The following is a 20,805-nucleotide window of genomic DNA, read 5'->3' as shown; positions in this document are numbered from 1 at the left end:
AACAGATTTTACGGACCGGATGTTCCGTCCGCCCACCGCTCAGGAGACCGTGTCGAGCACCGAGTGGGGCAGGGCGGAGGGGCTCCCGCAGTCGTTCGCGACGACGTAGCCGGTCGGCCGGCCGTCCTGGACGAAGACGAACACGTACGCGAGCTTGCCCTGCCACAGGATCCGCTGGACGGCCTGCAGGTCCCCGGAGCTGCCGTTGATCGTGCCGGCGCAGGCCGTGCGGAGGGCGGCGCTCGCCATCGGGCCGGCCGGGCCGGTGTCGCCCCGGCCGGTGATCAGGCCCACCGCCGACTGCTGGGCGATCGTCGGCAGGGCCGACCGCAGGGTCTCCTCGGTGTACGCCGGGACGGTGAGCTGAGGGGACCCCGCGGCGGCGGAGGCCTGGGGCTGGGCGGCGCTGTCGGCGGCACTGCCCGCCGCGGTGGTGCCGGCGCTGTCGCTGCCGCCGCCGGTCCGGACCAGCGCGGTCACCGAGGCACCGGCCGCGATCACGGCGACCGCCGCCGCGACCGCCCCCAGGCTGCGGCTCCGCCGGCGCCGCCGCGTCCCCCGCGCCGCCGCCAGGTCCGCGACCCCTCCGGACTCCGCCCCGCCGCCGGGCCGCGCCACCCCCCGGCCCGTGCCGGACCCGGCCGCACCAGTGGGCCGGCTCCCGGCCGCGCCGGCCGGGCTCGCGCCCGGCCGGACCGGCGACGGGGTCGGGGCCGGTTGGCTCGAAGTGGGGAGGTCGCCGCGGCGCAGGTCGGCCAGAGCGGCGTCCAGCCGGGCCGCCACCGCCGCCGGCATCGTCGGCACCGGCAGCCCGTGCAGCTCGCCCTGCACGGTGTCGAGCGCGGCCAGCACGCCCGTGCACTGCGCACAGGAGGGGAGGTGGGACCGGGCCCGGGCCGCGGTCCCGGCGTCCAGCGCGTCGGCGTGCAGGTCGGCGAGCGTGTCGAGATCGGGGTGCGCCGGTGGCGGCATCGGCCGCCGGTCGTCGGCAGTCATCGCGCCTCCTCCCGGCCGCCGGACCCCGGTGCGACGGCAGCGGGTGCATCCGGGTTCCGTAGCTGTCCGAGCAGGACGGCCAGCCGCGCCCGGCCCCGGGCGCAGCGCGACTTCACCGTGCCCTCGGCCACCCCGAGCATCGTCGCGCTGTCCGCGACCGAGTAGCCCTGGATGTCGACCAGCACGATCGCCGCCCGCTGCTCGACCGGCAGCAGGCCCAGCGCGTCCTCGACCACGATCGCGGTGTCCCGCTCGGAGACCAGGTCCCGGGCGTCCGCGGGCTCACCCGGCCCCTCCTCGGGCAGCGGCACCGTCGCCCGGACCTGCCGGCGGCGGATCCGGTCCAGGCAGGCGTTGACCACGATCCGGTGCAGCCAGGTGGTGACCGCCGACTCGCCCCGGAACGACCCCGCGGCCCGGTACGCCGAGATCAACGCGTCCTGCAGCGCGTCCGCGGCCTCCTCCGGCTCCCGCATCGTGCGCAGCGCGACCGCCCAGAGCCGGTCCCGGTGCCGCCGCACGATCTCCTCGAACGCGGACGGATCACCGGCGGCGTGCGCCCGCAGCAGCTCCATGTCGGAGCGCTCGGGAGCCGTCACGCGGCCGAGCCTAGTAGGGCCGTCGGACCGGGCGGCTCAGCGCTTGAAGGTGACCTCGGAGACCGAGCCCCAGTACTGCCCGTTGCCGTCCGAGGTGAGCTGGGTCAGCCAGACGATGTAGTAGCGCGCGGACGTTCCCTTGGCGATCGGGAACGTGGTCGACGCCGTCAGCGTCTGGGCCGGGCTGACCACCGGGTACGTCTCGGCCTCGGCCGCGTCGGTGGTGTTGCCGGCCCGGATCTGCACCCGGACGCCGGGCCGGTCCGTGATCACGGTGATCTGCTGCAGCGCGGTCGGTGAGCCGAAGTCGTACGCGATGCCGATGCCGGACTTGAGGCCGCCGAACGCGCTGCTGCGCTTGTACCGGGCGGTCCGCCAGGACGTCGTCGGGTCGCCGTCGGTGGCGTCGTCGACCCCGCGGGCCTCGTTCTGGTCGCCCTGCGGGTCGTAGAGCTTGGCCGCCCCCGGCGTGGCCGCGACCAGCGCGGACGTGGCCGGGGCGGACGACGCGGTGGTGCCGCCGCCGGTGCCCGCGGCCGCCGACGAGCCGCCGCCGTCGACGCCGGGCAGCCCGCCGAGCGCGGTGCCGACCAGCCAGCCCAGCAGCGCGAGCACGACCAGGCCCGCCGCGATCGGCAGCCCGAGCGACATCCAGCGCGGCCGGCGCTTGCGCTCCTGGACCACGCCGAGGGAGAACACGTCGTCGGTGGCGGACCGGTCGGCCAGCACGCTGGCGATCACGGCGGCCGAGCGCACGCCCTGGGGCGAGTTCTGGTCCAGCGCCCGGACGGCCAGCGTGGACAGGTCCTCCGGCACCCCGGCCCGGACCTGGCGCGGGGAGAGCAGGTGACCACTGCTGGTGGTGGCCGGGCGCAGCGTCGCGGCGCCGCCGGTCGGGGCCAGCGGCCAGTGTGCGGTGAGCGCGCCGTAGAGCAGCGCGCCCAGGCCGCGGACGTCGTCGCCGGCGGCGGCCCGGCCGTCGCCGACCACCTGGGCCAGCTTGACCTCGCCGTTGCCGGTCACGACCACGTGATCGGGGTGCACGCCGCCGAACGCGATGCCGGCGCTGTGCGCGGCCGCGACCCCGTCGGCCACCCGCGCCACGGTGCCGGCCGCGGACTCGGCGTCGAGCGCGCCGTCGCGCAGCAGGGCGGTGAACGGGGTGCCGGTGACCCACTCGCTCACCACGTACGCCCGGTCGCCCTCGTCGACGGCGTCCCAGACCCGGGCCAGCGAGGGGTGGGTCACGCCGCTGACCGCGTGCGCGTGGGCGAGAAAGCCGCTCGCGGGCTCGCCGCCGGGGCGCACCACGGTCAGCGTCACGGCCCGGTTCAGCACGTCGTCCCAGGCCCGCCAGGCCACCGCCGGACCCTCCGGGTCACCGGCGACGCACTCCAGCAGGCGGTAGCGGTCGCCGACGGACCCCGCGGATCCCGCCGGGCGGGTGTCGACGCTCACGTGCCCCCCTCGCTCGCACTGCCTTCGGGCCGCGGCCGACCCCCCTGGTACGACCGGCCCCTGAACGGGACCCGCCGGGCACCAGGGTATGACGTACGGGAAGCCCCCGGAGGACATCTCCGCGCGAGCGTGCGGACCGTCTCAGTCGCGACCGGCACGATGCCTCCCGGCGATCCCGGCACTCGTCCGTCCGCGCAGGCCACGCAGCACGTCGTCGAGCTCGGCCGAGCGCCCGACCAGGACCGAGACGGCCAGCACCGCGCCCGCGGCGACCGAGCCCAGCACCACCCCGGTGAACGAGCCGAGCACGCCGTGGCCCAGCGCGCCGGTGACGAGCATCAGCACCAGCCAGGCGGCCAGGCCGGCGAACACGGACATGACCAGGAACCGGGTCGAGGCCCGGACGGTCCGGGCGGTGTCGAGGTGGCCGAACCGGCGCCGCAGCAGCGCCTCCCCGCCGATCGCGCCGACGACGTAGGACAGGCTGGTCGCCACCAGCAGGCCGGCGACCAGGTGCCGGTCGGGCAGGATCGCGCCCGCGAGCAGCGAGAGCACCACCCGGGCCGCCATCATGCCCAAATTGATCACGGTCGGCGTCTTCGCGTCCTTGACCGCGTAGAACACCCGCAGCTGCAGCATCGTGATCGCGAACGGCACCAGCCCGAAGGCGGAGAACGCCAGCACCACGCCGATCTGCCGGGCCTCGCCCAGGTCGGTCCGCCCGTGCCCGTAGATGACCGTGCCGATGGCCGGGCCGAGCACGATGAACAGGGCGGTGACCGGCAGCAGCGCCAGCGCGGACAGCCGGGCGCCGAGCGAGAGGTCGGACAGCACGCTGTCCTGGTCCCCGCGGGCCGCGGCCCGGCTCATCCGCGGCATCAGCGCGGTCAGCAGCGAGACGCCGAGGATCCCGTACGGCATCTGGAACAGCAGGCTGGAGTTGGTGAACGTGGTCACGCCGGGCAGGGTGTCCGGGATGCCGTTGGCCAGCCGGAGCTGGACCAGGTAGCCGATCTGGCTGACCACGACGTAGCCGATGACCCAGAGGGCGAGCGGGCCGGCCTCGCCCAGCCGGGAGCCGCGCAGGTCCAGCCGCAGCTTCCAGCGGAAGCCGGTCCGCCGCAGTGCCGGCAGCAGCACGATCGCCTGCGCGACGATGCCGAACGTGGTGCCGATGCCGAGCAGCAGCACCTCGCCGGTGGACAGCGAGCTGGTGGTCCGGCCGCCGTCGCCGGCCGTCACCCCGAAGAACAGCCCGGCGATCGCGATCACCACGACGTTGTTGAGCACCGGTGACCAGGCCGGCGGCCCGAAGATGCCGCGGGTGTTGAGGATCGCGCCGATCATCGCGCCCAGGCCGTAGAAGAAGATCTCCGGCAGCAGCAGGTACGCGAAGAACGTGGTCAGCTCGGCCTTCGGGCCGCCGTCGGAGGCGTAGAGGATCGTCAGCACCGGCGCGGCCAGAGTGGCCAGCAGCGTCGTCCCGACCAGCCCGACCACGGCCAGGCTCAGCAACCGCTGGGTGTACGCCTCGCCGCCGTCCCGGTCCCGCTCCTGCGCCTGCACCAGCAGCGGGACCACCACCGAGGTCAGCACGCCGCCGAGCAGCAGCTCGTAGACGATGTTCGGCAGCGTGTTCGCGGTGTTGTACGCGTTGCCGACCAGCGCGACGCCGAGCGCCGCGGTGATCGCGAGGCTGCGCAGGAAGCCGGTCAGCCGGGACGCGGCCGAGGCGATCGCCATCGTCCGGGACGCTCGCCCCAGGCTCGGGGCCGGCTGCCCGGCCCGCGGCACCGGACCGGCGGGCGGGGTCGCCGGGGCGCCCTCGATGCCGGTGATCGGCGGGATGACGACGGTCTCGTCGGTCGCGCCCGGCGGGATGCCGGCGGGCGGCATGACCAGCCCGCCCGGCGGGATGACCACGGTCTCGTCCGCCGAGCCGGGCCAGACCGGCGCCGGGCCGGGCCGGCCCACGCCGGGGCGACCGGCCCAGCCCTCGGGCCGGCCGTGCGGTCCCGGCGGTCCGGGGCGGCGGGTGTCGGGCCGGTCGGCGACCCCGGTGCCGTTCGCGGTCTCGGTGACGGCCGGGCCGACGTCCTGCACCGGCGGCGGCCCGCCGGCCCGGAAGACCGGGTCGTCGAAGAACGCGGGAGGCAGCCGGGGCAGCTCCTGGGTCATCTCGTCCCAGGAGTTCCAGCCGGTCACGTCAGGCTCCGGTCGGCCGGGCTGCCGGCGGCGACCGGCGGCTCGGTGCCGCGCGCCTTCCAGCGCCGGTAGAGCCGGTACAGCACCGCCAGCACCAACACCGCGAAGGCCAGCCCGGTGATGCCCAGGGCCAGCCCGCCGTACGCGGTCGAGCGGACCGAGAGCGTGATCTCGTTGCCCAGCGCGCCGCCGGTCGGCGTGGTGACCTGGCCCTTCACCGCGAACGTGCCGGTCCGCTGGACCGAGGCGAGGACCTTCACGGTGCGCTTGCCCTTGGGTGGGATCTGCTGGAGGCCGACGTCCCTGGTGGTGAAGCCGGCCGGGGTGGTCAGCCGGAGCCGGACGCTGACCGGCACGGTCAGCTTGTTCTCCAGCGTCAGCAGCAGCGGGCTGTCGGAGGACGCGAGCGTGTAGTCGCCGGTGGCCGGCGAGCTCAGCGTCACCGCGCCCCGCAGGGTGCCGATCTGCCGCAGCAACCGGGCCACGTACGCCTGCCCGGCCGGCAGCTGGCTGCGCCAGGCCGACGAGCCCGCCCGCCGGACCGCGTCCCCGTACGGCTGGAGCTCGGTGCCGGCGTCCTCGTTGCTCAGCGCGCTGCGGAAGTCCGCCACCTGGGACTGGACCAGGCCGATGTCGGAGATCAGCGACGGCGGGACCTCGCGGGCCCGGGCCGCGCCCGGGTAGACCAGTGCACCCCGGTCCACCTGCGGGCTGCCGGACGCCTGCAGCGCGTCGACCGCGGTCAGCCAGGAGATCGAGCCGAGGTCGGTGGCCAGCGCCCTCGCGTACGCCGCCGGGGGGTCCCAGCGGCGCGGCGGGGCCAGCACGATCGTGCGGGTGTCGTTCGGGGCCTCGGCGGTGATCATCGCCAGCTCGGACAGCAGCCGCTGCTCGGCGATCCGCGGACCCCCGGCGAAGCCGTGCGTCCTCAGGCCCCCGCGCTGCAGGATGTTCTGCACGACCGGGTCGCTGACCAGCGCGACCGCCGGGCCGGAGAGGGCCGGCAGCGGCGAGACCCCGCTCGGGGTGCGGCCGGACTCGACCGCGCCGGTGCCGGACAGCGCGTTCGGCGAGAGAACGACCGCGTTGGCGCCCTGGGCGACCACGTCGTCCAGCGCGGAGTCGGTGAGCTGCCCGTCCGGCGGCCAGGACACCTTGGTCGAGGGCATCTCGCCCAGCACCCGGGCGGTCGCGTCCAGGTCGGGCTGCTGGAACCGGGCCAGCGCGGCGTTGCCGCCGCGCTCCAGCGCCACGATGTCGGGGTCCGCGTACGGCGTGGCCACCAGCAGGTGCTTCGGCACGATCGCGCGCAGCCGGCCGAGCCAGTCCGCGGCCGCGACCGCGCCGGTCCCGGCCACCGTGCGGCTGCCGGTGCCGACCCGGTAGCCGGCCGGGTCGGTCATCCGGCTCAGCGCCTCGATCGTCTCCGGGTCGACCACCAGGGTCAGCTTGACCTTGCCGGTGACCGCCTCGGCCGCGGCCAGCAGCGTGTTCAGCCGGCCGCCGGGGGCGACCGACCGGGCCAGCAGGTCGTCGGCGAAGACCTCGGGGGAGCCCGCGGGCGCGCCGGTCAGCCGGTGCGGCCGGTCCAGCAGCGGCCAGAGCAGCGTGACCTTGGTCCCGCTGATCCCCTGCTGCAGGTACGGCAGGTCGGTGGCCAGCCGGCCGACCTCGGTGCCGTCGTCGGCCCGCTGCACGGTCAGCGCGAGCGGGTAGACCCCGATCCCGCTGAAGCTCGACAGGGCCAGGTCGCTGACCTTGGCCTGGTACGTCACCCGCGTCGTCTGGCCCGGGGTCAGCCCGGAGTGCAGCGCCTGCGGCGGGGCGGCGGCGGAACCGGTGGTGGGCTGGTCGGAGTCGGCCGCCTGCAGCTCGCCCCGGGTGCTGATCACCGTGCCCCGGCGCAGCCGCAGGATCAGCGGCCCGGTGCTGTTCGCGCTGGTGTTGCGCAGCAGCGCGCTGATCGTGATCGTCGAGTCCGGCCGGACGTCGTGCGGCTCCAGGGTCTGCAGCGTCATCGCCACCGGCTCGGCCGGGGCGCTCGACGCCCGTGCGCTCGACGCCCGTGCGCTCGACCCCGGGGCCGGGGCCGGGCCGGACGGCGCCGGGGCGGCCGTGGCCGCCACCGGCAGCCCGGCCACCAGCGCGACCGCCGCGCCCAGCACCGCCCCGATCCGGCGTACCCGCTCAGACACTGTCGAGCAGCTCCGGGGCGCGGGCGACCAGCGTCCGCTCGTCCTCGTACGCCAGCCGCGCGCCGAGCTCGTCCAGCGGCACCCAGGCCACCGCGGTGACCTCGACGTCGGCGTCGGAGAGCTCGCCGCCCTCGGCCCGCAGCAGGAAGTGGTGCACGGTCTTGTGCACCCGGCGACCGTCGGCCATGAACCAGAAGTCGATGGTGCCGAGCCGGCCCACGATCGTGCCGGCGATGCCGGTCTCCTCGGCCACCTCCCGGATGGCGGCCTGCTCGGCGCTCTCCCCGGCCTCGATGTGACCCTTGGGCAGGGACCAGAGCAACCGGCCCCGGCGGTCCTTGCGCCCGATCAACGCCGCGACAGCCGTCCCGGAGGAGCTGTCCACGACGAGTCCGCCGGCGGACGTCTCGTCGACCCGGCGCACCCGGGGACGACGTGGACGGGCCATGCGGTCGATCGTAAGCGCCGCGCGGCACCGGGGCTGTTCTCGGTAGGCTCGACGGTCGTGTCCACGTCCGTGCAAACCCCAGGGGCTCCTGTGACCTCGCCCGCGGACCTCGTGCAGGTGCCCGAGGTCGCCGACATGCTGGGCGAGCTGTTCGCCACCGCCGGTTTCGAGCTGCATCTGGTCGGGGGGCTCGTCCGGGACGCGCTGCTCGGCCGGGCCGCCGACCAGGGCGGCGACTACGACTTCGCCACCGACGCCCGCCCCGAGGCCGTCCTCGGTCTCGTCGCCGGGCTGGGGACGACCTGGACCACCGGGATCGACTTCGGCACGGTCGGGGTGCTGGTGCGCGGCCTGCGCTGCGAGATCACCACGTACCGGGCGGACCGCTACGACCGGGTCAGCCGCAACCCGCTGGTCGCGTACGGCGAGTCGCTGGGCGACGACCTGCGCCGGCGCGACTTCACCATGAACGCGATGGCGCTGTCCGTGCCCGGGCACGTCTTCTCCGACCCGTACGGGGGGCTGCGGGACCTGGCCACCGGCGCGCTGCGGACGCCGGCCGACCCGCGCGAGTCCTTCGCCGACGACCCGCTGCGGATGATGCGGGCGGCCCGGTTCGTCTCCCAGCTCGGCGTCACCCCGACCGCCGACGTGGTCGCGGCGATGACCGAGCTGGCCCCGGAGATCGGCCGGATCACCGCCGAGCGGGTCCAGGTCGAGCTGTCCAAGCTGCTGCTCGGCGCCTTCCCGAGGCGCGGGCTGGAGCTGCTGGTCGACACCGGGCTGGCCGACGTGGTGCTGCCGGAGCTGCCCGCGCTGCGGATGGAGATCGACGAGCACCACCAGCACAAGGACGTCTACGCGCACTCGCTGACCGTGCTCGACCAGGCCATCGCGCTGGAGCAGGACGGGCCCGACCTGGTGCTGCGGCTGGCGGCGCTGCTGCACGACGTGGGCAAGCCCGCGACCCGGCGGCACGAGTCCGGCGGCGGCGTCTCCTTCCACCACCACGAGGTGGTCGGGGCCAAGCTGGTGCGGGCCCGGCTGCGGGCGCTGAAGTACCCGAAGGAGATCATCGAGGAGGTCTCCCGGCTGACCCTGCTGCACCTGCGCTTCCACGGCTACGGCCGCGGCGAGTGGACCGACTCCGCGGTCCGCCGGTACGTCACCGACGCCGGCCCGCTGCTGGGCCGGCTGCACAAGCTGGTCCGGTCGGACAGCACCACCCGCAACAAGCGCCGGGCGGCCGCGCTGGCCCGCTCGTACGACCTGCTGGAGGAGCGGATCGCCCGGATCGAGGCCGAGGAGGACCTGCGCGCGGTCCGCCCGGACCTGGACGGCAACGAGATCATGCGGCTGCTGGAGCTCCCGCCCGGTCCGCTGGTCGGGCAGGCCTGGCGGTTCCTCAAGGAGCTGCGCCTGGACCGCGGCCCCCTCCCCCACGACGAGGCCGTCGCGGAGCTGCGGACCTGGGCGCAGGAGCAGGGTCTCTAGCGGTCCTGGAGGGCGTCGAGGGCGACCGTGAACGCCAGCGCCAGGCGGCGGTCCAGCCAGCGCTGGGGGTCGCCGGAGAGGTCCAGCACGTACCGGTCGCGGATCGCGGCGACCCGGCGGTAGCGGCCGATCGGCCGCCCGTCGGGCAGCGCGATGTCGAAGTGGAACGGGATGAAGAACGGGATGTCCCCCACGTACGGCAGCGCGCTCCAGATCCGGCGCAGCACCGCGATGAACACGTTGGACTCCTGCGCGGTGGCGATCGGCTGACCGCCGGGGGCCAGGATCGTCCAGGACGAGCGCAGCAGGGACTTGCCGAAGTTCTTCTTGAACGTCCCGATGACCTGACCGCTCGGGATCAGCACGTCGGTCATGCCGCGGAACTCGAAGACCTTGCGCGCCTGCAGCCGCATCAGCGGCACCGACCGGGTCTCGTCGGTGAAGAAGTCGATCTGCTCCCGGATCTTCAGCCGCTTCTGCTGCACGTACGCCAGCGGGTGGCCGGCCGACTTCCCGTCCTGCCCGAGCGTCGAGATCTGGTACTTGTTCGCGATCGGGGCGAACTTCTGCTGGACGAACAGGTAGTCCAACCCGGCGATGACCGCGAGCGGGTCGGGCGGGCCGTGGCCGGGCTGCGGGGGTCCATCTCCAGGCTGCACGGCGACGACCCTAGCCCGCCCGTCGCACCGCCAGCCGGTAGGTCACCGCGGTGACCGCGTAGCCACCGGCGACGACGCCGAGCATGAAGTACGACTTGCCGCTGATCGGCAGCGCGAACGCCCCCGCCACCGCCGCGGCCACGAACGTGACGTTGAACAGCGTGTCGTAGAGGGAGAAGACCCGACCGCGGTAGTCGTCCTCGACCTGCTCCTGCACGAGCGTGTCCACGCTGATCTTGGACGCTTGGGCGACGATGCCGAGCAACAGCGCGGCCGGCAGCAGCGTCTGCATCGTGTACGGCACCCCGAGCGCGATCTCGGTGACCGCGGCCGCCGCGAACAGCCCGGTGACCCAGACGTGCTTGCCGAACCGGCGGACCGCGGCCGGGGTGACCGAGGCCGCGATCAGCGTGCCGGCCGCGGTCGCCGCGAACACCTGCCCGAGCCCGGCCAGCCCGGCCTGGAAGACGCCGTCGTCGGTGAAGTAGTTCCGGTAGAGCAGCAGCGTGGAGATCGTCGAGATGCCGTAGAAGAAGCGGTGCGCCCCGATCGCGGTCAGCGCGGAGACGACCTCGCGGCGCTGGGCCACGTGCCGGCCGCCGGCCACCAGCCCGCGGGCGACGTCCCGCAGCGTCTCCCGCCGGGACCGCTCCACGTCGTCCGGGCCGAGCTGGTCGGGCGCGAACTTCCGGGCCAGGAACGCGGACGTGCCGTAGCCGAGGACCGAGGCCAGCGCGATCACCGCGTACCCGCCGTCGCCGTCGCCGACCAGCTGCTGCAGCAGCAGCGCGATCCCGCCGCCCAGCACGGCGATCACCGAGCCGCTGGTGGTGGACAGCGCGTTGCCGGTCACCAGCCGCTCCGGCTCGACCACGTGCGGCTGGGCCGCCGACTGCGCGGCCAGGAAGAACCGGTTCACCGAGGTGACCAGCAGGGCGGTCGCGTAGAGCAGGACGCCGGTGGTCGCGGTCGCGATCTCCAGCGCGACCAGGCCGACCAGCACGCAGCGCACGACGTTGGACACCATGAGCACCCGCTGCCGCCGCCACCGGTCCAGCAGCACGCCCGCGAACGGCCCCACGAACGAGTACGGCAGCAGCAGCGCGGCGAACGCGCCCGCGATGTCGGCCGGGTCGGCCGCGCTCTCCGGGCTGAACAGCACGACGCCGGCCAGGCTGGCCTGGAACACCCCGTCGGCGCACTGGCTGGCCAGCCGGGTGCCGTAGAGCCGGCGGAAGTCCGGCCGGCGCAGCACCGCCCGCAACGCGTGGCCGCGCCCCTGCGCCGGGGCGTCCGCCGCCGCCGGGACCGTGGCACGCATCCCCACAACCTACGGCCCGTCTCTGTGTCCGGCGGCCCGAGCCGGTGGGACGCCGACGGCCTCCGTACGGCAGGATCGACCCCGATGTGCGCGCTGCGACCCGACGCCGGTGTGGAACCCGGTGTCCTGCTCGTGGCCTCGCCCGTGCTGGGTGACCCCCACTTCCGCCGTACGGTCGTGTACGTCCTGGATCACCGGCCGGACGGCAGCGTCGGCGTCGTGCTCAACCGGCCCAGCGACGTCACCCTGCTCGACGTGCTGCCGCAGTGGTTCGACCTGGCCTCGTCGCCGCGGACGCTGTTCGTCGGCGGACCCGTCGAGACCAACGCGGCGCTCTGCCTGGCCGAGGTGCGGGCCGGGGCGAGCCCGCGGGGCTGGACCGAGGTGTCCGCTCCGGTCGGGCTGACCGACCTGGACACCGACCCGGGCGCGGTCGAGCGGGACCTGCACCAGGTCCGGGTCTTCGCCGGGTACGCCGGCTGGGGCGCGGGCCAGCTCGCCGGCGAGATCGCCGACGGCGCCTGGCTGGTCGTGGCCGGGCACTCCTCGGACGTGTTCGCCGACCCCGGCGGCGATCTCTGGCGGGACGTGCTGCGGCGGCAGGGCGGGTCGGTCGCGCTGCTCGCGACCTATCCGGACGACCCGCGGCTCAACTGAGCGGTCCGGGGGACTCCGCGTCGAGCTCGGCCAGCAGCGGCCGGGCCCGGGCCAGCAGCTCCAGCCCGGTCTCGGTGATGCGGACGGAACGGGTGCTGCGCTCGACCAGCTGACACCCGAGCCGGCGCTCCATCCGGCTGATCCGGGCCGACAGCGCGGGCTGGGCGACCCCGAGCCGCTGGGCGGCCCGCGTGTAGTTGAGCTCCTCGGCCAGCGTCGCGAGCGCGCGCAACTGGTTCACCTCGAGGTGCATTCGATAGTTCGTAGCAGGTTCACCGGCCAGGCTGAAGGCCTGACGACCCAATTCCCCGTAGATAGGGCTCAGGCCACCGTGTACCAGGGCCGGATGTCGAGCGCGATCAGCCCGCCGCGGACGGCCGGGCCCTGGTCGGCCCCGATGACGGCGACGTGATCATGTACGGGCGAGACGTCGGCCACGCGCGGAGCCCCGATTCGTACGGAGGGATTTACGATCCGCACATGTCGGCGCCGACGGATCCGCTCCCGCTCGCTGCCCAGTTCCCGGCGACGACCCGCGAGCAGTGGGTCGAGCTGGTGGCCGGGGTGCTGCGCAGGTCGGGCCTGCCCGAAGGCGCCGACCCGGTCGAGGCGCTGACCGGCACCACGTACGACGACATCCCGGTCCGGCCGCTCTACACCGCTGCGGACCGGCCGGTCGCGGACCCGGGCCGGCCGGGCGCCGCGCCGTACGTGCGGGGGTCGACCGCGGACGGCCCGACCCTGACCGGCTGGGACGTCCGGCCGCGGCACGCGAACCCGGATCCGGCCGCCCTGCGGGCCGCGCTGCTCAACGACCTGGAGACCGGGGCGACCTCGAGCTGGCTCGTGCTCGGCGACGCCGGCCTGCCGGTGGCCGATCTCGCCGCCGCGCTGGAGGGCGTCTACGTCGAGCTCGCCCCGGTCGCGCTGGACGCCGGCGCGCAGACCCGGGCCGCGGCCGACGCCTTCCTCGCGCTGGTCGCCGACCGCGGGCTGGACCCGGCCGAGGTCCGGGGCAGCCTCGGCGCCGACCCGATCGGGCTGCGGGCCCGGACCGGCGCGGACGCCGACCTCGGCCTGCTCGGCGAGCTGGCCGGGCGGGGTGGCGCCGGGCTGCGGGTCGCGACCGTGGACGGGACCGTCGCCCACGACGCCGGCGCGAGCGACGCGACCGAGCTGGCCGTCGCGACCGCGACCGGGGTGGCGTACCTGCGGGCGCTGACCGACGCCGGCCTGGCGGTGGAGCCGGCGCTGGACGCGATCGAGTTCCGGTTCGCGGTCAGCGCCGACCAGTTCGCCTCGATCGCCAAGCTGCGGGCGGCCCGGCGGATCTGGGGCCGGGTCGCGGAGCTCAGCGGGGCGGCGCCGGACCGGCGCGGCCAGCGGCAGCACGCGGTCACCTCGGCCGCGATGATGACCCGCCACGACCCCTGGGTGAACATGCTCCGGACCACGATCGCCTGCTTCGCGGCCGCGGTCGGCGGGGCCGACGCGATCACGGTGCTGCCGTTCGACGCGGCGCTCGGGCTGCCGGACGACCTGGCCCGGCGGGTCGCCCGCAACACCCAGGCGATCCTGCACGACGAGTCCAGCCTCGGCCGCGTCCTCGACGCCGCCGGCGGCTCCTGGTACGTCGAGGCGTTCACCGACGAGCTGGCCGACAAGGCCTGGGACACGTTCACCGCGATCGAGCGGGCCGGCGGGGCGCTCGCCGCGCTGGACGACGGCACGATCGGGGACCTCGTCGCCGCGACCCGGGCCCGGCGGGCGGACGACGTCGCGCACCGGCGGGCCCCGCTCACCGGCGTGACCGAGTACGCGTTGCCCGACGAGCCGGCCGTCCCCCGCCGCCCCGCGCCCCCGCCGCTGACCGGCGGACCGCTGGCGCCGGGGCACTGGGCCGCCGAGTACGAGGACCTGCGGGACGCGGTCGAGGCGGTCGAGCCCCGGCCGGCCGTCTACCTGGCCACGCTCGGCCCGATGACCTCGAACGCGGCCCGGCTCGGCTTCGCCCGCGGGCTCTTCCAGGCCGGCGGCCTGCACGTCGTCGCCGGCCCGCCGGAGGAGTTCCTCCGGGCCGGGACCGCCGTCGTCTGCCTGTGCGGGACCGACGCCGCGTACGCGGCCGAGGCTGCGGCGGTGATCGAGACGCTGCGGGAGGACGGTGCCCGGCACGTCTGGCTGGCCGGCCGGGGCGAGCTCGGGGCGGATGGGTACCTCTACACCGGGTGCGACGCGCTCGCCGCGCTCCGGACGACCGCCGACCTGCTGGGGGTGGCACGGTGATTCCCGACTTCTCGGCGGCGACGCTGCGCGGCGAGACCCCGGCGGGGCCCGCGGCCAAGCCCGAGGCGGCGACCTGGGAGACGCCCGAGGGCATCCCGGTCCCGCCGCTCTACACCGCCGCCGACCTCGACGGCCTCGACTTCCTGGGCACGTACCCGGGGATCGCGCCCTACCTGCGCGGTCCGTACCCGACCATGTACGTGAACCAGCCCTGGACGATCCGGCAGTACGCGGGGTTCTCCACCGCGGCCGAGTCCAACGCGTTCTACCGGCGGAACCTGGCGATGGGGCAGAAGGGGCTGTCCATCGCGTTCGACCTGCCGACGCACCGCGGCTACGACAGCGACAACCCCCGGGTGGTCGGCGACGTCGGGATGGCCGGCGTCGCGATCGACTCCATCTACGACATGCGCCAGCTCTTCGACGGCATCCCGCTGGACCGGATGTCGGTCTCGATGACCATGAACGGCGCCGTGCTGCCGATCCTCGCGCTCTACGTCGTCGCGGCCGAGGAGCAGGGGGTGAAGCCGGAGCAGCTCACCGGGACCATCCAGAACGACATCCTCAAGGAGTTCATGGTCCGCAACACCTACATCTACCCGCCGCAGCCGTCGATGCGGATCATCAGCGACATCTTCGAGTTCACCTCGCAGCGGATGCCGAAGTTCAACTCGATCTCCATCTCCGGCTACCACATCCAGGAGGCCGGGGCGACGGCCGACCTGGAGCTGGCGTACACGCTCGCGGACGGGGTCGAGTACCTGCGGGCCGGCATCGCGGCCGGGCTCGACGTGGACCGGTTCGCACCCCGGCTGTCGTTCTTCTGGGCGATCGGCATGAACTTCTTCATGGAGGTCGCCAAGCTGCGGGCGGCCCGGCTGCTCTGGGCCCGGCTGGTCGCGGACTTCGAGCCCAAGAACCCGAAGTCGCTCTCGCTCCGTACGCACTCGCAGACCTCGGGCTGGTCGCTGACCGCGCAGGACGTCTTCAACAACGTCGTACGGACCTGTGTCGAGGCGATGGCGGCGACCCAGGGCCACACCCAGTCGCTGCACACGAACGCGCTGGACGAGGCCCTCGCGCTGCCGTCCGACGTCTCCGCCCGGATCGCCCGCAACACCCAGCTGGTGCTGCTGCAGGAGTCCGGCACGACCCGGGTGATCGACCCCTGGGGCGGCTCGTACTACGTGGAGAAGCTGACCGCGGACCTCGCCGCCCGGGCCTGGGAGCACATCACCGAGGTCGAGAAGGCCGGCGGGATGGCCAAGGCCAACGACCTCGGGTTACCGAAGCTGCGGATCGAGGAGGCCGCGGCCCGGACGCAGGCCCGGATCGACTCCGGCCGGCAGCCGGTGATCGGGGTCAACAAGTACCGGCTGGCCCAGGAGGACCTGCTCGACGTCCTGAAGATCGACAACTCCGCGGTCCGGGCCGAGCAGGCGGAGAAGCTGCGGCGGCTGCGGGAGTCGCGGGACGCCGACGCGGTCCGGCGGGCACTCGCCGCGCTCACCGATGCGGCCGCCGGGACGGGCAACCTGCTGGAGCTGTCCATCGACGCGGCCCGGGCGCAGGCGACCGTCGGGGAGATCTCCGACGCGCTCGAGGCGGTCTACGGTCGGCACAGCGCGACGATCCGGACGATCTCCGGCGTCTACCGGGAGGAGGCCGGAGCCGTGGACCTGATCGAGCAGGCCCGGGCGGCGACCGCAGCCTTCGAGGAGGAGCAGGGCCGGCGGCCCCGCATCCTGATGGCCAAGATGGGCCAGGACGGGCACGACCGCGGGCAGAAGGTGCTGGCCACCGCGTTCGCCGACCTCGGCTTCGACGTCGACGTCGGCCCGCTGTTCCAGACCCCGGCCGAGGTCGCGCGGCAGGCGGTCGAGGCCGACGTGCACATCGTCGGGGTGAACTCGCTGGCCGCCGGGCACCTCACGCTGGTTCCCTCGCTCCGGGACGAGCTCGCCTCGCAAGGGCGCGAGGACATCATGATCGTGGTCGGCGGCGTGATCCCGCCGCAGGACTTCGACGCGCTGCGGGCGGCCGGGGCGGCGGCGATCTTCCCGCCCGGGACGGTCATCGCCGAGGCCGCGCTGGACCTGCTCCGTACGCTCTGCGACCAGCTCTCCCGTGCCGGCAGCTGACCTCGCGACGGGAGTCCGTGAGGGGCACCGGGCCGCGATCGCCCGGGCCATCACGCTGGTCGAGTCGCGCCGGGCGGACCACCGGGCCCGGGCCCAGGAGCTGCTGGTCGCGCTGCTGCCGGACACCGGCGGGGCCCAGCGGGTCGGCGTCACCGGCGTGCCCGGGGTCGGCAAGTCCACGTTCATCGACCAGCTCGGCGTCAACCTGGTCGAGGCCGGGCATCGGGTCGCGGTGCTCGCCGTCGACCCGTCCTCGGGCCGTACGGGTGGGTCGATCCTCGGGGACAAGACCCGGATGACCCGGCTGGCGGCGTCCGAGGACGCGTTCGTCCGGCCGTCGCCGGCGGCCGGCACGCTCGGCGGGGTCGCCCGGGCCACCCGGGAGACGATGCTGGTGATGGAGGCGGCCGGCTACGACGTCGTGCTGGTCGAGACCGTCGGCGTCGGCCAGAGCGAGTACGTCGTGGCCGAGATGGTCGACACCTTTCTCTTCCTCACCCTGGCCCGCACCGGCGACCAGCTGCAGGGCATGAAGCGCGGCATCCTCGAGCTGGCCGACGTGATCGCGGTCAACAAGGCCGACGGCGAGCACGCGCTGGACTCGCGCAAGGCGGCCCGGGAGCTGTCCGGGGCGTTGCGGATGCTGCGCGGATCCGAGGGCGACTGGCAGGCGCCGGTGGTGACCTGCTCGGCGCTGCAGAACGAGGGCCTGGACAACGTCTGGCGGCACGTCCAGCGGCACCGCGAGCAGCTGGTGTCGCGCGGGGAGCTGGCGGCCAAGCGCCGTCGCCAGCTCGTCGACTGGACCCGCGCGATGGTCCGGGACCGGCTGCTCTCCCGCCTCGACACGATCAAGCCCGTCGTCACCGCCGCCGAGTCCGCCGTCCTCGCCGGCACCCTCACCCCCGACCAGGCCGCGACCAAGATCCTCGACGCGCTGGAACGATGATCGGGCTCTCTACCGATCTCTACGATGATCGCTAGACGGGCGTAGACGACCCGATCGATCAGGGATGCTGGGTCCGCAGGAACTGGCCGAAGTGCGGGACCGTGAACGCGACCAGCCCGCGCTCGGCCGAGTAGACCAGGCCCTTCTTCAGCAGCGAGTCCCGCGCCGGGGACAGGCTGGAGGCCTTGCGTTCCAGGGAGTCGGCGACCGCGGAGGTGGCGACGGGGCCGTCACCGAGGGCGGCCATCGCGCGCATGTAGTCCCGCTCCGCGGGCGTAGCCCGCTCGTACCGGCTGCCGAAGAAGCCGACCGCCAGTTCGGCGTCCGCGTCCGGGGCGGCGACCTTGACGTCCTCGGCCGTGATCGGCGAGGTCGGGGCCGCGTCCCACGTCACCTTCCCGTACGCCTGGACGAAGTACGGATACCCGCCGGAGACCGCATAGAGCGCGTCCAGCGCCTGCGGGGTGAACTCGACGTCCTCCCGTTCGGCCGGCGCGAGCAGGGCCAGGTCGGCCGCCACCCGCTCCAGCCGGTCGATGCGCAGGTAGTGGAACAGCCGCTCCGAGTACGACTTCGAGGCCGACAGCACCGAGGGCAGGTGCGGCAGGCCGGCGCCGACGACGATGAGCGGCGCCCCGGTCTGGGACAGCTCGTGGCAGGCCGCGCAGAGTGCCGACACGTCTGCGGCCGGGATGTCCTGCATCTCGTCGATGAACAGCGCGATGCCCACGCCCAGGTCGGTGGCGATCGAGGCGGCGTCGGCGAACAGCTCGACCAGGTCGATCTCCAGGTCGCCGGTGTCGGCCCGCCCCATCGCGGCCGGTACGTCGATGCCGGGCTGCCAGCGCGGTCCGGTCTTCGCCGTCCGGGCCCGCGCGGGCGCGTCCGGCTCCCGCAACGAGAACGCCTTGAGCACGCCGAGCACCTGATCCACCCGCTCGGGATCCCGGTGCCGGCCGGCGATCTCCCGCAGCGCCATGTGCAGCGCGGCCGCGACCGGCCGCCGGATCGACTGGTCCGGCCGGGCCTCGATCTTGCCGGTTCCCCACATCCGCCCGATCGCCTGCGAGCGCAGCGCGTTGAGCAGCACGGTCTTGCCGACGCCGCGCAGGCCGGTGAGCACCAGGCTGCGCTCCGGGCGGCCCCGCGCGACCCGCTCCAGCACCACGTCGAACCGGCCCAGCTCCCGGTCCCGGCCGGCCAGCTCGGGCGGTCGCTGCCCGGCTCCGGGCGCGTACGGGTTCCGGACGGGATCCATGCGATCGGACTGTATGCGCCCCTCTAGCAAAGATCGTAGAACCCCGTAGAAACCCCGATCGGCGTGTCGTCCGGGCCCACCGTGAGCTCCTGCTGACCACGGCGATCAACGTCGAGGAGATCGTCCGCGGCCTGCGGCCGGACGAGCAGGACGCGGCCGACCTGCTGCTCACCGGCCTGCGCATCCTGCCGATCCGCCGGCAGGAGGCCGAGCGGGCCGGCCGCTGGCGCCGGGAGTTCGCGTCCCGTGGCCGCGCCCTCCACCAGGCCGACTGCCTCATCGCGGCCGCGGCGTCCGGCGCCGGCGGGCGGCTCGCGACGGCGAACGTCAAGGACTTCCCCATGTCCGAGCTCAGCGTCGAGGAGTGGCCGGTCGGGGGGTGAGGCCGGCAGAAGTTGCCGGGGGCCGGGGTCCGGCGGGGTGGTTAGGGTCGAGGGGAGGCGAGGAGGGCTGATGGTGGCGTGCCGATCGGTGGTGGTGCTGGGGTCGACCGGGTCGATCGGGACGCAGGCGCTGGACGTGATCCGGCGTAACCCGGACCGGTTCCGCGTGGTCGGCCTGGCCGCGGGCGGCCGGGACCCGCAGGCGCTGGCCGCGCAGGTGGCCGAGTTCCGGCCCGAGGTCGTCGCGGTCGGCCGGCCCGAGGCCGTCGCCGCGGTGCGGGAGTTGGTGGGTGACGTCCTGACCGGTCCGGAGGGCCTGGAGGAGATCGCCGCCCACCCGTGCGACGTCGTCCTCAACGGCCTGGACGGCGCCCTCGGCCTGCCCGCGACGCTGGCCGCGCTCACCTCCGGGCGCATGCTCGCGCTGGCCAACAAGGAGTCGCTCATCGTCGGCGGCCCGCTGGTGAAGCGGGCGGCCAAGCCCGGCCAGATCGTGCCGGTCGACTCCGAGCACTCGGCCCTGGCCCAGGCGCTGCGCGGCGGCACCCGCGAGGAGGTCCGCCGGCTGGTGATCACCGCGACCGGCGGCCCGTTCCGCGGCCGCGACCGGGCCTCGCTCGCCGACGTCACCCCCGAGCAGGCGCTGGCCCACCCGCGCTGGTCGATGGGCCCGGTCGTGTCCACGAACTCGGCCACGCTGGTGAACAAGGGCCTGGAGGTGATCGAGGCGCACCTGCTCTTCGACGTGCCGTTCGACGCGATCGAGGTCATGGTGCACCCGCAGGCGATCATCCACTCGATGGTCGAGTTCACCGATGGCTCGACGATCGCCCAGACCGGGCTGCCGGACATGCGGCTGCCGATCGCGCTCGGGATGGCCTGGCCGGACCGGGTGCCCGACGCCGTACCGGGGCTGGACTGGACCCAGGCCCACACCTGGGAGCTGTTCCCGCTGGACGAGCAGGCGTTCCCGGCCGTCGGCCTGGCCGCGCACGTCGGCCGGACCGGCGGCAGCGCGCCGGCCGTGTTCAACGCCGCGAACGAGGTCTGCGTGCACGCGTTCCTGGCCGGCCGGCTGCCGTTCCTGGCGATCGTGGACACCGTGCAGCGGGTCGTCGATGAGCAGGTCGACACCGCCGCCGCGTCGGTCGAGGAGATCCTCGCCGCCGACGCGTGGGCCCGCACCCGGGCCCGGGAGCTCAACGGCCTGGCGATTGACATTCGATAGAGAGCACGCGATCGTCGATGCATGTCGAGCGTTCGCCGGGTCGTAGTTCCGCTCCGCGTCTTCCTCGTCGTGCTGTTCGGGGTGCTGATCGTGCTGGAGACCCTTCCGCTGCCGGGGCAGTTCGCGGACCTGGCGCGGGAGTGGCCCGACGACGCGTACCTGCGCTGGCCGCTGACGGCCGTCTTGGTGCTCGGGCTGCTGATGGTGGTGTTGCGGGCGCTGCTGCGGCAGGCCACCACGCTGCGGACCGACCTGGAAGCGGTGAGCTGATGCCGATCGTCGTCCGGATCGACGTCGAGCTGGCCAAGCGCAAGATGAGCGTCGGGGAGTTCGCCGAGAAGATCGGTCTCACGCCGGCCAACGTGGCCGTGCTGAAGAACGGCCGGGCCAAGGCGGTGCGGTTCAGCACCCTGGAGGCCATGTGCCGGGTGCTCGGCTGCCAGCCCGGCGACCTGCTGGAGTGGGTCGAGGGCTAGGGCTCTCTACCGGCGTCTAGCGAAGATCGAAGACATGGATAGAGATCCCGAT

Annotated in this window: 18 protein-coding genes and 1 pseudogene; 8 read left to right on the top strand and 11 right to left on the bottom strand. The window is 74.4% G+C overall.

The annotated features are described in order from the left end of the window. Window positions 1-39: 39 nt before the first annotated feature. From VGP36_01175 to VGP36_01150, 6 genes and pseudogenes are all read right to left on the bottom strand, one after another. Window positions 40-996: a hypothetical protein gene (locus VGP36_01175; protein HEV7653335.1), complete on the bottom strand. Its 957-nt coding sequence runs from the start codon at window positions 994-996 to the stop codon at window positions 40-42. Then, window positions 993-1,595: an RNA polymerase sigma factor SigM gene (sigM, locus tag VGP36_01170; protein HEV7653334.1), complete on the bottom strand. Its 603-nt coding sequence runs from the start codon at window positions 1,593-1,595 to the stop codon at window positions 993-995. Before sigM ends, VGP36_01175 begins: the two co-directional genes overlap by 4 nt. Before the next feature lie 36 nt (window positions 1,596-1,631). Further along, entirely contained in the window at window positions 1,632-3,053 is a 1,422-nt protein-coding gene (locus VGP36_01165; GenBank protein ID HEV7653333.1) for a protein kinase family protein, read from the bottom strand. A gap of 141 nt (window positions 3,054-3,194) precedes the next feature. Beyond that, window positions 3,195-5,258, bottom strand: a complete 2,064-nt coding sequence (gene murJ / locus VGP36_01160; protein HEV7653332.1) for a murein biosynthesis integral membrane protein MurJ — start codon at window positions 5,256-5,258, stop codon at window positions 3,195-3,197. Then, the gene (locus tag VGP36_01155; GenBank protein ID HEV7653331.1) at window positions 5,255-7,423 is read right to left on the bottom strand and encodes a DUF6049 family protein; all 2,169 of its coding nucleotides are present in this window, start codon (window positions 7,421-7,423) and stop codon (window positions 5,255-5,257) included. The genes murJ and VGP36_01155 overlap by 4 nt, the downstream gene beginning before the upstream one ends. A gap of 25 nt (window positions 7,424-7,448) precedes the next feature. Then, window positions 7,449-7,895 (bottom strand): annotated as a pseudogene (locus VGP36_01150) (NUDIX hydrolase). Between the two features lie 96 nt (window positions 7,896-7,991). Here VGP36_01150 and VGP36_01145 point away from each other — a divergent pair. After that, complete coding sequence (locus VGP36_01145) at window positions 7,992-9,395, top strand: CCA tRNA nucleotidyltransferase (protein HEV7653330.1); 1,404 nt, start codon at window positions 7,992-7,994, stop codon at window positions 9,393-9,395. Here VGP36_01145 and VGP36_01140 read toward each other — a convergent pair. Together VGP36_01140 and VGP36_01135 are read right to left on the bottom strand one after the other, a co-directional pair. After that, window positions 9,392-10,054: a hypothetical protein gene (locus VGP36_01140; GenBank protein HEV7653329.1), complete on the bottom strand. Its 663-nt coding sequence runs from the start codon at window positions 10,052-10,054 to the stop codon at window positions 9,392-9,394. The genes VGP36_01145 and VGP36_01140 overlap by 4 nt on opposite strands. 10 nt (window positions 10,055-10,064) lie before the next feature. Next, on the bottom strand, window positions 10,065-11,375 hold the full coding sequence (locus VGP36_01135; protein HEV7653328.1) for an MFS transporter: 1,311 nt from the start codon (window positions 11,373-11,375) through the stop codon (window positions 10,065-10,067). Window positions 11,376-11,459: 84 nt separating this feature from the next. On the opposite strand from VGP36_01135, the gene VGP36_01130 reads away from it, so the two are divergent. Beyond that, window positions 11,460-12,032, top strand: a complete 573-nt coding sequence (locus VGP36_01130) for a YqgE/AlgH family protein (protein ID HEV7653327.1) — start codon at window positions 11,460-11,462, stop codon at window positions 12,030-12,032. Here VGP36_01130 and VGP36_01125 read toward each other — a convergent pair. Continuing rightward, complete coding sequence (locus tag VGP36_01125; protein ID HEV7653326.1) at window positions 12,025-12,285, bottom strand: LysR family transcriptional regulator; 261 nt, start codon at window positions 12,283-12,285, stop codon at window positions 12,025-12,027. The two genes, VGP36_01130 and VGP36_01125, sit on opposite strands and share 8 nt — an antisense overlap. A gap of 227 nt (window positions 12,286-12,512) precedes the next feature. On the opposite strand from VGP36_01125, the gene VGP36_01120 reads away from it, so the two are divergent. The 3 genes from VGP36_01120 to meaB are packed head-to-tail and all read left to right on the top strand — an operon-like array spanning window position 12,513 to window position 17,408. Continuing rightward, a complete protein-coding gene (locus tag VGP36_01120; protein ID HEV7653325.1) occupies window positions 12,513-14,318 on the top strand; it encodes a methylmalonyl-CoA mutase family protein in 1,806 nt (601 codons plus the stop codon). A gap of 23 nt (window positions 14,319-14,341) precedes the next feature. Further along, a complete protein-coding gene (gene scpA / locus VGP36_01115; protein HEV7653324.1) occupies window positions 14,342-16,459 on the top strand; it encodes a methylmalonyl-CoA mutase in 2,118 nt (705 codons plus the stop codon). Further along, window positions 16,446-17,408: a methylmalonyl Co-A mutase-associated GTPase MeaB gene (meaB, locus tag VGP36_01110; GenBank protein ID HEV7653323.1), complete on the top strand. Its 963-nt coding sequence runs from the start codon at window positions 16,446-16,448 to the stop codon at window positions 17,406-17,408. Before scpA ends, meaB begins: the two co-directional genes overlap by 14 nt. Before the next feature lie 58 nt (window positions 17,409-17,466). On the opposite strand, the gene VGP36_01105 is transcribed toward meaB, so the two are convergent. Next, entirely contained in the window at window positions 17,467-18,666 is a 1,200-nt protein-coding gene (locus VGP36_01105; protein ID HEV7653322.1) for an AAA family ATPase, read from the bottom strand. Between the two features lie 23 nt (window positions 18,667-18,689). Further along, complete coding sequence (locus VGP36_01100; protein HEV7653321.1) at window positions 18,690-18,929, bottom strand: hypothetical protein; 240 nt, start codon at window positions 18,927-18,929, stop codon at window positions 18,690-18,692. 190 nt (window positions 18,930-19,119) lie between these two features. Between VGP36_01100 and dxr the strand changes: the two genes are divergently transcribed. The 3 genes from dxr to VGP36_01085 are packed head-to-tail and all read left to right on the top strand — an operon-like array spanning window position 19,120 to window position 20,753. Continuing rightward, window positions 19,120-20,277 (top strand): 1-deoxy-D-xylulose-5-phosphate reductoisomerase, encoded by a 1,158-nt coding sequence (gene dxr / locus VGP36_01095; protein ID HEV7653320.1) that lies wholly within the window; start codon window positions 19,120-19,122, stop codon window positions 20,275-20,277. Between the two features lie 21 nt (window positions 20,278-20,298). Beyond that, window positions 20,299-20,547, top strand: a complete 249-nt coding sequence (locus tag VGP36_01090) for a hypothetical protein (GenBank protein HEV7653319.1) — start codon at window positions 20,299-20,301, stop codon at window positions 20,545-20,547. Then, window positions 20,547-20,753 (top strand): helix-turn-helix transcriptional regulator, encoded by a 207-nt coding sequence (locus tag VGP36_01085; protein HEV7653318.1) that lies wholly within the window; start codon window positions 20,547-20,549, stop codon window positions 20,751-20,753. Before VGP36_01090 ends, VGP36_01085 begins: the two co-directional genes overlap by 1 nt. The last annotated feature ends 52 nt before the right edge of the window (window positions 20,754-20,805 follow it).

It is taken from the genome of Mycobacteriales bacterium (assembly GCA_035995165.1).
Classification (GTDB): Bacteria; Actinomycetota; Actinomycetes; order Mycobacteriales; family CADCTP01; genus CADCTP01.
This window is presented reverse-complemented; position numbering and strand designations above follow the sequence as displayed.

Coding starts and splice junctions, on each gene's coding strand:
- VGP36_01105 (HEV7653322.1), bottom strand. CDS start 18,666: ATGGATCCCGTCCGGAACCCGTACGCGCCCGGAGCCGGGCAGCGACCG.
- VGP36_01085 (HEV7653318.1), top strand. CDS start 20,547: ATGCCGATCGTCGTCCGGATCGACGTCGAGCTGGCCAAGCGCAAGATG.
- VGP36_01175 (HEV7653335.1), bottom strand. CDS start 996: ATGACTGCCGACGACCGGCGGCCGATGCCGCCACCGGCGCACCCCGAT.
- dxr (HEV7653320.1), top strand. CDS start 19,120: ATGGTGGCGTGCCGATCGGTGGTGGTGCTGGGGTCGACCGGGTCGATC.
- VGP36_01130 (HEV7653327.1), top strand. CDS start 11,460: ATGTGCGCGCTGCGACCCGACGCCGGTGTGGAACCCGGTGTCCTGCTC.
- VGP36_01135 (HEV7653328.1), bottom strand. CDS start 11,375: ATGCGTGCCACGGTCCCGGCGGCGGCGGACGCCCCGGCGCAGGGGCGC.
- VGP36_01125 (HEV7653326.1), bottom strand. CDS start 12,285: ATGCACCTCGAGGTGAACCAGTTGCGCGCGCTCGCGACGCTGGCCGAG.
- VGP36_01090 (HEV7653319.1), top strand. CDS start 20,299: ATGTCGAGCGTTCGCCGGGTCGTAGTTCCGCTCCGCGTCTTCCTCGTC.
- VGP36_01120 (HEV7653325.1), top strand. CDS start 12,513: ATGTCGGCGCCGACGGATCCGCTCCCGCTCGCTGCCCAGTTCCCGGCG.